This window comes from Delftia sp. 11MD (assembly GCF_050907895.1).
GTDB classification, from domain to species: Bacteria; Pseudomonadota; Gammaproteobacteria; order Burkholderiales; family Burkholderiaceae_C; genus Comamonas; species Comamonas tsuruhatensis.
Genome location: NZ_CP194333.1, coordinates 3,530,057 through 3,541,087, shown reverse-complemented (window position 1 = coordinate 3,541,087; position 11,031 = coordinate 3,530,057). Strand labels below are relative to the sequence as shown.

At 68.6% G+C, this 11,031-nt stretch carries 10 protein-coding genes and 1 tRNA gene; 4 read left to right on the top strand and 7 right to left on the bottom strand.

Features of this window, described 5'->3' with window-relative positions; genetic code table 11:
• Nucleotides 1-58 precede the first annotated feature (58 nt).
• A complete protein-coding gene (selD, locus tag ACRSCF_RS16020; RefSeq protein ID WP_016446845.1) occupies nt 59-1,117 on the bottom strand; it encodes a selenide, water dikinase SelD in 1,059 nt (352 codons plus the stop codon).
• A 100-nt stretch (nt 1,118-1,217) separates the two neighbouring features.
• Between selD and ACRSCF_RS16015 the strand changes: the two genes are divergently transcribed.
• From ACRSCF_RS16015 to ACRSCF_RS16000, 4 genes are all read left to right on the top strand, one after another.
• The gene (locus ACRSCF_RS16015; protein WP_047218171.1) at nt 1,218-2,030 is read left to right on the top strand and encodes a GNAT family N-acetyltransferase; all 813 of its coding nucleotides are present in this window, start codon (nt 1,218-1,220) and stop codon (nt 2,028-2,030) included.
• 200 nt (nt 2,031-2,230) lie between these two features.
• Complete coding sequence (locus ACRSCF_RS16010) at nt 2,231-2,800, top strand: YfiR family protein (RefSeq protein WP_016446847.1); 570 nt, start codon at nt 2,231-2,233, stop codon at nt 2,798-2,800.
• On the top strand, nt 2,797-4,026 hold the full coding sequence (locus tag ACRSCF_RS16005; protein WP_034363866.1) for a sensor domain-containing diguanylate cyclase: 1,230 nt from the start codon (nt 2,797-2,799) through the stop codon (nt 4,024-4,026). Before ACRSCF_RS16010 ends, ACRSCF_RS16005 begins: the two co-directional genes overlap by 4 nt.
• 1 nt (nt 4,027) lies before the next feature.
• Nucleotides 4,028-4,534 carry an OmpA family protein gene (locus tag ACRSCF_RS16000; RefSeq protein WP_016446849.1) on the top strand — a complete coding sequence of 169 codons (507 nt, stop codon included), beginning with the start codon at nt 4,028-4,030 and terminating at the stop codon, nt 4,532-4,534.
• Between the two features lie 32 nt (nt 4,535-4,566).
• Here ACRSCF_RS16000 and ACRSCF_RS15995 read toward each other — a convergent pair.
• From ACRSCF_RS15995 to fdxH, 6 genes are all read right to left on the bottom strand, one after another.
• Nucleotides 4,567-4,662: transfer RNA gene (locus tag ACRSCF_RS15995), tRNA-Sec, on the bottom strand.
• Nucleotides 4,663-4,859: 197 nt separating this feature from the next.
• Complete coding sequence (gene selB, locus ACRSCF_RS15990) at nt 4,860-6,812, bottom strand: selenocysteine-specific translation elongation factor (RefSeq protein WP_244386056.1); 1,953 nt, start codon at nt 6,810-6,812, stop codon at nt 4,860-4,862.
• 10 nt (nt 6,813-6,822) lie between these two features.
• Nucleotides 6,823-8,277 (bottom strand): L-seryl-tRNA(Sec) selenium transferase, encoded by a 1,455-nt coding sequence (gene selA / locus ACRSCF_RS15985; protein ID WP_034363867.1) that lies wholly within the window; start codon nt 8,275-8,277, stop codon nt 6,823-6,825.
• 14 nt (nt 8,278-8,291) lie between these two features.
• Nucleotides 8,292-9,266: a formate dehydrogenase accessory protein FdhE gene (fdhE, locus tag ACRSCF_RS15980; protein ID WP_244386054.1), complete on the bottom strand. Its 975-nt coding sequence runs from the start codon at nt 9,264-9,266 to the stop codon at nt 8,292-8,294.
• 206 nt (nt 9,267-9,472) lie between these two features.
• Entirely contained in the window at nt 9,473-10,099 is a 627-nt protein-coding gene (locus tag ACRSCF_RS15975; RefSeq protein ID WP_012205324.1) for a formate dehydrogenase subunit gamma, read from the bottom strand.
• Nucleotides 10,096-11,025, bottom strand: coding sequence for a formate dehydrogenase subunit beta (gene fdxH, locus ACRSCF_RS15970; protein ID WP_016454846.1), 930 nt, complete (start codon nt 11,023-11,025; stop codon nt 10,096-10,098). Before fdxH ends, ACRSCF_RS15975 begins: the two co-directional genes overlap by 4 nt.
• Between the last annotated feature and the right edge of the window lie 6 nt (nt 11,026-11,031).

Below are 11,031 nucleotides of genomic sequence, written 5' to 3'. Positions count from 1 at the left end.
CAGGCATGCAATGCAAACGGGGGCCCAGGTCCCCGTTTCGCTTGACTGGTTGCCTGACTCAGTCCACCACGACGCGGGCCTGGCCCGCTTCCATGCGGCCGACGATGGCTGCATCGCCAAAGCCCTGTTCGGCAAACAGCGCAAGCACCTGGTCCGCCACATCGGGCGTGCACGATACGAGCAGGCCGCCCGAGGTCTGCGGATCGGTCAGCAGCGCGCGCTGGGCATCGGTGATGCCGGCGCCCAGCACCACCTGCGTGCCATATGAGGCCCAGTTGCGGCCCGAGGCGCCCGTAATGACGCCCTGCTCGGCAAAGCCCTGCACCGTGGGCAGCACGGGCAGGCTGCGGCTGTCGATGCGCGCCGTCAGGCCCGCGCCGCGTGCCAGTTCCAGGCCGTGGCCCAGCAGGCCGAAGCCCGTCACATCGGTCAGCGCGTGCACGCCGTCCATCTTGCCCAGCGCCGTGCCGGGGCGGTTGAGCAAGGTGGTTGCCTCCACCATGGCGCGGTAGCCGGCTTCGTCCAGCAGGTTCTTCTTGAGCGCGGCCGACAGGATGCCCACGCCCAGCGGCTTGCCCAGGATCAGCACATCGCCGGCCTTGGCGTCGGCGTTGCGTTTCATCTGGCGCGGGTTGACGATGCCGATGCCCACCAGGCCGTAGATGGGCTCGACCGAGTCGATGGAGTGGCCGCCGGCCAGCGGAATGCCGGCATCGCGGCAGACCGATTCGCCGCCTTCCAGGATTTTGGCAATGGTGTCGTGCGGCAGCACATTGATGGGCATGCCCACGATGGCCAGGGCCATCAGCGGCTGGCCGCCCATGGCGTAGATGTCGGACAGCGCATTCGTCGCGGCGATGCGGCCGAAGTCATACGGATCGTCCACGATGGGCATAAAGAAATCCGTGGTCGCCACGATGGCCTGCTCGTCGTTGATGCGGTAGACGGCGGCGTCGTCAGCGGTCTCCGTGCCCACCAGCAGGTCCGGGAAGAACTGCTTGGGCAGCGCGCTCTTGCCGATCAGCTCCGCCAGCAGGCCCGGCGCGATCTTGCAGCCGCAGCCGCCGCCATGGGACAGCGAGGTGAGTCGGGGAGCTTGGGAGGTGTCTGTGGTCATGGAGCAATCCGGCGAACGGGGGCGATCGCAGTAGTGGAAAAAGTGTGCCTGCCGCCAGCGCGGCGGCGCGGCATATTATGGGCGGGCACGGCGGGCGGCCATGGTACAAGCGGGCATGTCCAAGTCTTTCGCTCATGACCGCGCATCCGTGGACTGCGATCCCGAGACGGTGGTCGGCGTGGAGCAGCGCGGCTTCAACGCCTGGCCGGCCCAGCGCACCGTGCTCTGCGGGGACTGGCTGCTGCGCGCCGCGCAGGGCCATACCAAGCGGGCCAACTCGGCCAATGCCCATCAGCCCGGCGCCCGCCTTGGCGCCTTGCTGGCGCAGATCGAAGCCTTCTACCAACGCCAGGGCCTGCCGCCCGTCTTCCGCCTCTCGCCCCTGGCCAGCCCCGAGGCCGATGCCCAGCTGGCGCAGGCCGGCTACCTGCTGGCCGATCCTTCGCTCGTGATGCGCGCAGCCTTGGCGGACATGGCGCAGCCGGCGGACGAAAAAGGCTGGACCCTCGCCATGGATGCCCGGCCCGGTGCGGCCTGGCTGCAAGGCTTTGCCGAGGCCGGCGCCGTGCCGCCCCGGCACAGGCAGGCGCATCACCACATGCTGCAGTCCATTGCCTGGCCCGCCGCCTTTGCCACGCTGCGCGTCGGGGGCGAGGTGGCCGGGTTCGGTCTGGCCGTGCTGGAGCGCGGCTGCGTGGGCCTGTATGACATCGTCATCGCACCTGCAATGCGCGGGCGGGGGCTGGGCCGTGCGCTGGTGTGCGGCCTGCTGCACTGGGGACGGACGCAGGGGGCGCAATGGGCCGAGCTGCAGGTGCGGGCTCCCAACCGGGTGGCGCGCGGGCTGTATGAAAGCCTGGGCTTTCATCCGCTCTACGCCTATCACTACCGCCTGCCTGCCGCGGCACCTTGATGTGCCGCAGCGACTAAGAAAGGATGATGACCCAGCGCGACACTCCGGGTGCTCCGAGGCGGGCGATATGTGAAAAAATGCTTCGATGCGCCGTCGTGGTGCAATGCATGGATTTCCCGTTCAAGGAGCCTTGGTTGGCTGTTCGCATAAATCGCTCACAGCGCTCGCAGCGCTCACTTCTCCCATCCCGCAGGTGGTGCATGGGTGGCAGGATCAAGGGCCTGCCGCCCGCCTGGGCCTGGGTGGCCGTGTGCCTGCTGGCGCTGCAAACGGGTTGGGTGGGGCTGGTGGGGCAGGCGCATGCCGAACCATCGGCCGACGAGCATGAGCTGGGCGTGACACGCACAGTCTTAGGCATCCTGGGCTACACGCGCTGGCCCACGGAAAGCGCGGTGCTGCGGCTGTGCGTGGTGGGCTCCACCGAATATGCCGATGATCTGCTCAATGGTGCCCCGCAGACCGTGGGCAGCCAGCGGCTGGAAGTCCGGCGCGTCGTGCTTTCCGATGCGCGCATCCTGGCCGAATGCGAAGGCATCTATGCCGGCCAGCTCGATGAAGCGGCCTGGCGCAAGCTCATGGAGCAACTGGCCGGACGGCCGCTGCTGACCATCAGCGAGCGGGGCGAGCTGTGCCGCATCGGCGCCATGTTCTGCCTGCGCCGCCGTGGCGAGGGCGCGGGCTTCGAGGTCAGCCTCGACTCCGTGGCACGCAGCGGCCTGCGCGTCAATCCCAAGGTGCTGCAGCTTGCGCGCCACAGGACGTTGCCATGAAGTTGTTCCTGTCCGGCAGCGCCTCCCTGCGCAACGTGATCCGCCGCGCGCACATGCGCATGGCGGCGGTGGCCATTGCGCTGGCGGGCGCGCTGCTGCTCATCGTCGGCGTGGCCACCCTGCGTCTTTACCTGTCCAACAACCTGCATCTGGTGGCACGTTCGCTGTCCTATACGGTCGAGGCATCGCTGGTCTTCGGTGACCGTGACGAGGCTGCCCGCGTGCTGGACCAATTGCTGCGCGGCGAAGGCGTGGCCCATGCCGAGGTTTTCGATGCCGAGCAGCGCCCGTTCGTGCAGTGGTCGGGCCATGGCGGCTCGGCGCTGTCCAGCGTGGGTGAACTGCTGGCCATAGGCATAGGCCTGCCGCGCGCCGAGGCCGATGTGCGCCAGGATGGCCGCCTGGTCGGGAGCGTGCAGCTGTCCAGCGATGGCGTGGGCCTGGTCCGCTTTCTGGGCGCAGGCTTCATCGTGCTGGTGCTGTGCGTGGGCGTGAGCGGCTATGTGGGGCTGCGCCAATCGCGCCGCATGCTGCGCGACATTGCCGAACCGCTGCAGCAGTTGGCGCGCGTGGCGCACGCCGTGCGCCATGACCGCTCCATGGACCAGCGCGTGCCGCTGGCGCGCATTGCCGAACTGCGCGAGTTGGGAGACAACTTCAATGCCCTGCTGGCCGAGCTGCAGACACGCCACGAGCGGCTGCAGCAGCAAAACTCGGCCCTGGAGCGCCAAGCTTCGCGAGACAGCCTCACGGGGCTGGCCAACCGCCTGCATTTCGAGCAGCGCCTGCAGCAGGCGCTGGACAATGCGGCCGAAACCGGGCAGAAGCTGGCCGTGCTGTTTCTGGACAACGACCGCTTCAAGCAGGTCAACGACGCGTACGGCCATGCTGTGGGCGATGTGCTGCTCAAGGCCGTAGGCGCAAGACTGCGCTCGCAGGTGCGCGAGAGCGATCTGGTCGCGCGGCTGGGTGGCGATGAGTTCGCCATCCTGCTCTATCCCGTGGGCGGAGGCGGCGATGCGCAGATGGTGCGGGACAAGATAGAGGCCGCCATGCATGAGCCTTTGGTGGTCAGCGAAGGCGTGGTGCTGCAGCCTTCGGTCAGTGCGGGCGTGGCCCTTTTTCCCAAGCATGGCCAGAGCATGGAGACGCTGATGCGCCATGCCGACCAGGCCATGTACCAGGCCAAGGCCATGCGCCAGGCCGAACGAGTCACAGGAGGATGACATGTTGAAACGACGGAGCTGGACCCGGATGTGCGGCGCAGGTGCGGCCGCTGTGCTGGCCCTTGCGCTGGCGGGCTGCAAGGCGGCGCCCGAGGCGCCGCCTACGCCGCAGGGCCTGACCGAGCAGCAGCAGCAAGTGCTGCGCAGCCAGGGCTTTGCACAGGCGGAGCAGGGCTGGGAGCTGCAGATGTCGGGCAAGCTGCTGTTCGGCTTTGACTCGGCCGAAGTCGGCGCCCAGGCGCGCACCAAGGTGCTGGAACTGGGGCGGGCGCTCAAGGGCGTGGGCATAGAGCGGCTGCGCGTGGAAGGCCATACGGACGATCGCGGCAGCGATGCCTACAACATGCGCCTGTCGCTGCGCCGCGCCGAAGCCGTGGCCGATGTGCTTGCCGAAGCCGGCCTGGCGCGCCAGGATATCGAGGTCAAGGGCCTGGGCCGCGCCATGCCCGTGGTGCCCAGCGATGCGGCGGAGAACCGCCGCGTGGCCATCGTCGTGCCCTTGCAATAGCCGTAACCTGGCTGGAATCAGAGTCGGGGGATTGGCGGAAAGCAGCAGGAGTCGAACCTACCCAGGAGCGGCTGACGCCCCTGACCGGGTTTGAAGCCCGGGCGCACCACCGGGTGCGTATGCTTTCCAGGATGTTAGGCACCCCCTGAGCGGCTGGCGCCGCTTCCCCCTCTCTACTCGCTGCGCGAGGGAGGGGGACGACGCCATCGGCTAGGCGCCCCCGCCGCGAGGCGGCTCTTGCTCGGCGTCCCTGGGTTGGGCCGCGCCATTACAGGTGCTATGCCCAAAACCGGCTATTGTAGCGGTCCCATGGGAGCGTTATGGCTCAGCTTTTGGGTGGGGTGAGCGAATTTCCGCCAGTGGTCCACTGCACATCGGGGCGCAGCAGGTGGGCGTCGCGCAGGCGGCGGGTGTAGCCGATGCGGTCGAAGAATTCGAGGATCTGGATGGCGCGCTTGCGGCCCAGGCCTGTGGCATCGCGAAAGGCGTGGGCCTGGATTTCGCCGTTGGGGGTGGCGGCGGCCAGTTCGCGCACCAGGGCGGCGAGTTCGTCCGTGCGGGCGGCGGAGTAGAACAGGTCCTTGGTCACCTGAAACAGCAGTCCCTGGCGCGCGAGTTTGCGCAGCAGCTGGCGCACGGTTTCCTCGCCGATGGCGTTGTCGCGTGCCAGGTCGCGCACCCAGGGCGGGTCGTAGCGGCCGGCTTCGATGGCCGGCAGCAGTTTCTGGGCGATCTGTGTTTCGCTGTCCGACAGCTGCACGCTGTGGCCGGGCAGGTGCAGCCAGGCGCCGCTGGAGGCCAGGCTGCCATCCTGCAGCAGCGTTTGCAGCAGGCCTTTCCACAGCGCGTCATGTCCTGCATGGACCAGGCCGGACAGTGCCATGCGGCGCAGGCGTGCCGCGTTCACACCGGGCTCGTCGGGGTTTTTTTCGTGAAAGCGCGCCATGCTGTCCAGCACCTGGCCGCGCAGCTGCGTCCAGCGTGCGTCACCCAGCAACAGCGTGTCGCCCTCGGCCAGTGGAAGTCGGTGCAGCCGGTGCCCGCCGTTGTCCGTGGCCACGGATGCGCGGCCTGTCAGGCGCATGAGCTGCGACGTGGCAATGCCGTGCGCCGCGCCTTGCACCAGCGCGCTGGCGTCCCCGGTGGCAATCAGCGATTCCAGTGCCTGCAGATAGGCCGTGCGCTCGGGGCTGCGGCGCTTGCGTGCGGGTGCAAAGGGGTCGATGACGCTGCCGCCGGCAATGGTGCGGCTGGCCTGGGCATTGCGCACGATGAGCCGGTCGCCGGGTTGGGCATGTACGGGCATGTCCAGCACCAGTTGGACGATGGCCTGTTCGCCCGGGCCCAGCGGCTGGTCCTGCAGCAGGGCCACGTGGGCCGTGCAGCGCGCGGTGCCCATGTGCACGTGGACAGGCGTCCACTGCCTGAGCTCGGGCGCGTCGGCCAGCAGTTGCAGTTGCACATCGATGCGGTCGCTGGCCTGCAGCAGCCGTGCGTCGGCGATCCAGTCGCCGCGCGTGATGGCTTCCTTGGCAATGCCCGACAGGTTGAGCGCGCAGCGCTGTCCGGCCAGGCCCTGTTCGCTGGCCTGGTTCTGGGCATGCAGGCTGCGCACGCGCACCTCGGTGCCCGAGGCCGAGTGCACCAGCGTGTCGCCGACTTTCACCTGCCCGCCGAACACGGTGCCTGTGACCACGGTGCCCTGGCCCGGCAGCGTGAAGCTGCGGTCCACGGCCAGGCGGAACAGTCCGTCGCTGGCCCGCGCGGGAATGGACTGGGCACGCGCCATGAGGTGCTCGCGCAGCTGCGCCACGCCCGCGTCACCGGGCTGGGCGGCGGCGGTGGGAAAGACCGGGGCGCCGGCCAGCGGCGTGGGCGCCAGCAGGGACTCGATCTCGGCACGCACCTGCTGCAGGCGCTCGGGCGTGGCGCGGTCGGCCTTGGTCAGGGCCACGGTGGCTTCGCGCACGCCCAGCAGCTGCAGGATGTCCAGGTGCTCGCGCGTCTGCGGCATGACGCCGTCGTCGGCCGCCACCACCAGCAGGGCGTGGTCTATGCCCACGGCGCCTGCGGCCATGGTGTGCACGAATTTTTCGTGGCCGGGCACGTCGATGATGCCCAGTACCTCGCCATTGGGCAGCGGCGTGTAGGCATAGCCCAGCTCGATGGAGATGCCGCGCGCCTTCTCTTCCTTGAGGCGGTCGGTGTCCACGCCCGTGAGCGCGCGCACCAGGGTGGTCTTGCCGTGGTCGATGTGGCCGGCGGTGCCGATGATCATGCGTTCGTCCTCAGGCGATGTGCAGCAGCGGCAGCTGTTCGGTGAAGGCCGGCTCGTCGGCTGCCTCCAGGCAGCGCAGGTCCAGCCACAGCGCGTCGTCATGCAGCCGGCCGATGACGGGGCGGGGCAGGCCGCGCAGGCCCGCTTCAAGCCGGGTGAGCTGGCGGCCGGCCTGGCGACCGTCGGCCGGATGCAGGCGCAGGCCCCAGCTGGGCAGTTTCTCCACGGGCAGGGCGCCGCTGCCGATCTGGCTGTTCATCTCGGCGGTTTCCACCACATAGCGGCTGCCCAGCGCCTGCTGCACCAGCGGCTGCAGCGCCTGCGCGCGGGCCTGCATGTCGGCCTGGGGGCGCGTGAACAGGCGCAGCGTGGTCAGGCGCTCGGCCAGCTTTTCGGGGTGCAGGTACAGGCGCAGCGTGGGCTCCAGCGCGGCCAGGGTGAGCTTGCTCACGCGCAGCGCACGCTTGAGCGGGTGTTTCTTGATGCGGGCGATCAGGTCCTTGCGGCCCACGATCAGGCCGGCCTGCGGACCGCCCAGCAGCTTGTCGCCACTGAAGGTGACGATGTCGGCGCCCGACTCGATGGTCTCGCGCACCGTGACCTCGTAGGGCAGGCCCCATTCGCGCAGATCGACCAGGGTGCCGCTGCCCAGGTCCACCACCATCTGCAGGCCGTGCGCATGGGCAATGGCTGCCACCTCGGCGTCGCTCACGGCCTTGGTGAAGCCGGTGATGGCGTAGTTGCTGCAATGCACCTTCATGAGCAGGCCGGTGTGTTCGCCGACGGCGCCTTCGTAGTCGCGCGCATGGGTGCGGTTGGTGGTGCCCACCTCGACCAGGGTGGCGCCCGCGCGCGTCATCACGTCGGGGATGCGGAAGGCCCCGCCGATCTCCACCAGCTCGCCGCGCGAGACGATGACCTCGCGCCCGCCCGCCAGCGTGGCCAGGGTCAGCAGCACGGCGGCGGCGTTGTTGTTGACCACGGTGCAGGCCTCGGCGCCCGTGAGTTCGCAGACCAGGGATTCGATCAGGTCGTCGCGGTCGCCACGGCCGCCGTCCTCCAGGTCGTACTCCAGGTTGGCCGGCGCCGTCATGGCGGCCACCACGGCGTCCACGGCCTCCTGCGGCAGCAGGGCGCGGCCCAGGTTGGTGTGCAGCACCGTGCCCGTGAGGTTGAAGACCGTGCGCAGACGGGGTGCAAAGCGCCGCGCCAGGCGCAGGCCGGCCGCCTGGATTACCTCGGTGATGCCGGGCGCGCCTGCATCGGGCTCGCCGGACCGCAGCCGCTGCTGCGCATCGGCCCGCATCTGTGCCAGTGTCTCGCGCACGGCCTGGGTGCAGGCATCAAGGCCGTGGCGCTCGCGCAGCGCGAGCATGTCGGCGCTCAGCAGCACCTTGTCCACGGCAGGCAGGCGCAGCGCGGACGGGGTGGAGGAAGCGGCAGAGGTGGCGGCGGTATCGGTCATGGTGTGCGAAAGGGTCAGGCAGCAGGCGTGGCGGGGTCGATCAGCGCGTCGCCGGCCTCGTCCTGCTCCTCGGCAAAGGCCACGTAGAGCAGGGGATTGGCGCTGGCGCGCTGAAAGCGCGTCTCCTCGCCCATCAGCAGGTCCAGCATCAGCGAGGCCAGGTCGTCGGCCAGGGGCTCGGCCATGGGGTCCTTTTCCTGGTTGACCACCTTGCGGTAGCTGCCGCATTCCTCGCAGGTCTCGGCCAGCACGGTATCGCCGGCGCCATCGATGCCCTGGTACTCGACGCCCTTGGTCGACTCGCAGTGGGAGCACTTGACGCGCACCATGTGCCACTCCGTGCAGCAGGTGCCGCAGTGCAGGTAGCGATGGCCTGCGGCCTTGCCGCCAATGCGCAACACGCTGGCCACGGGCTCGCTGGCGCAGACGGGACAGATCGAGGCGGGATCGGTATAGGGCACGTCGCGTGCGTTCAGGCCGCTGGCGCGCGTGGCAAACACCACCTGCAGCGCAGCCATCACAAAGGGCGCCATGCCCACGTGGCGGGCCGCCACTTCCTTTTGCAGCAGCCGCTGCGCGATCTCGTCACGCCCGGCCGTGTCCAGCGCGCGCAACTCCTGCAGCAGCGGCTGCAGCGGCGCAGGCAGGCCGTCGGCGCCCGACAGGGCATCGAGCATGCGGTCCAGCACGCCATGCCAGGCGGCATCGATATGGTCGGCGGCAGGCAGCAGCGGCATGGAATGCTCCTGCGCCCGCGCGATCAGCGCCGCATCGGGCTCGGCCAGCGTCAGTTGCCCGGCCGCCTTGGCCTGCGCGTCCACGATCTGCGCCACAAACCGCAGGTAGTCGGCAATCGGATTGCCCTCGGCCAGCTGCCGCAGCCGCGCCGCCCGCGCGACGAACAGCCCCGGCAACTGCGGCAGCAGCACGCGCGGAAAACTGGTGTGGTCCAGCGACTCGATATCGCCGGGTTGAAGAATGCGTTGCATTGGAATGAATCCCAAAAAAACAGCCGCCCGGATCGCTGGGCGGCTGGGTGCTCAGGCTGATGCCTAGTATGACGCCATGTCTGTGAAAACTGGCGCGGCCCAAGGCGAGGGGCACCGAGGAAGGGCCGTCCCGCACCGAGGGTGCCGTCCCCCTCCCTCGCGCAGCGAGTAGAGAGGGGGAAGCGGCGTAAGCCGCTCAGGGGGTGTCAGTCATTATCACCGGTCATCTTGCGATACCACCCCCGGTGGTGCTGCTTGGCCCAGGCCCGTGTCACCGTGCCGTACAGCATGGCGCGGATGGTGCCCCGGGTCCAGATGGCCGCGTACACGTGCATGATGATCAGGCCGATCATCCACACGCCCGCAATGGCGTGCACCACCGAGGCGGCGCGCACCACGTTGACGGGCAGCGTCCACCAGGCGCGCCACATGAGCGCGCCGGTCACGGTGATCGCCAGCATGCCGATGACCAGGCCCCAGAACAGCAGCTTCTGGCCGCCGTTGTACTTGCCCTGCTCGGGCATGTCGTGGTCGTCGCCGTCGATCATCTTGTTGACGTTCTTGAGCCACTCGATGTCGCGCGGCTCGACCACGTTCAGGCGCCAGAAGCGCAGCGCCATGATGATGAAGAACAGCGCCATCACCACCCCGATGTAGGGGTGCAGGATGCGTGTCCACGGCCCGCCGCCGAACAGCTGCGTGAGCGGGAAGAAGGCCGGGTGGAAGAACGCCAGGCCCGACAGCGCCAGCAGGATGAAGCAGATGCCGACCACCCAGTGGTTGGCACGCTCCGATGCGTTGTAGCGCACCAGGTCACGTGGGTTGCGTTTCATCGGCGGGCCTCCTTTTCAGCGGCTTCCTGGTCCTTGCGGTCCATTTCGTCTTCCAGTTCCTTGGACACGTCGTTCGGGCCCTTGGTGATGTAGTGGAACAGGCTGCCGACGGCAGCTGCGCCCAGCGCGGCCATGGCCAGCGGCTTGGCCACACCCTTCCACAGGGACACCATGGGGCTGATCTTCGGGTCGTCGGGCAGGCCCTTGTACAGCGAAGGCTTGTCCGCGTGATGCAGCACGTACATCACATGGGTGCCGCCCACGCCCTGCGGGTCATACAGGCCCGCCTCGGCATAGCCGCGCCGCCTGAGGTCGCCGATGCGGTGCTCGGCCTGGTCCTTCATCGCCTCCTTGGTGCCGAACATGATGGCGCCGGTGGGGCAGGTCTTGACACAGGCAGGCTCGCGGCCGACGGCCACGCGGTCCGAGCAGAGCGTGCACTTGTAGGCCTTGTGGTCCTTCTTGGAGATGCGCGGAATGTTGAACGGGCAGCCCGTGACGCAGTAGCCGCAGCCCACGCACTGGTCCTGCTGGAAGTCCACGATGCCGTTGCTGTACTGCACGATGGCGCCCGGCGAGGGGCAGGCCTTCAGGCAGCCCGGGTCCTCGCAGTGCATGCAGCCGTCCTTGCGGATCAGCCACTCCAGGTTGCCGGTCGCTTCGTTCTCGTACTCGGTAAAGCGCATGACGGTCCACGACTGATCCGTCAGATCGGTCGGGTTGTCATAGACGCCGGCCGCGCAGGTGCCGATTTCGTCGCGCAGGTCGTTCCACTCCATGCAGGCGGTCTGGCAGGCCTTGCACCCGATGCACTTGGATACATCGATGAGCTTGGCCACCTCGCCGCTGTGCGTTTCGCGCGCACTGGGAGCAGGCGTCGTCGTGGCCGAGCGACGCTTGATATCGAGAGACATGGTTGATGACATCAGCTG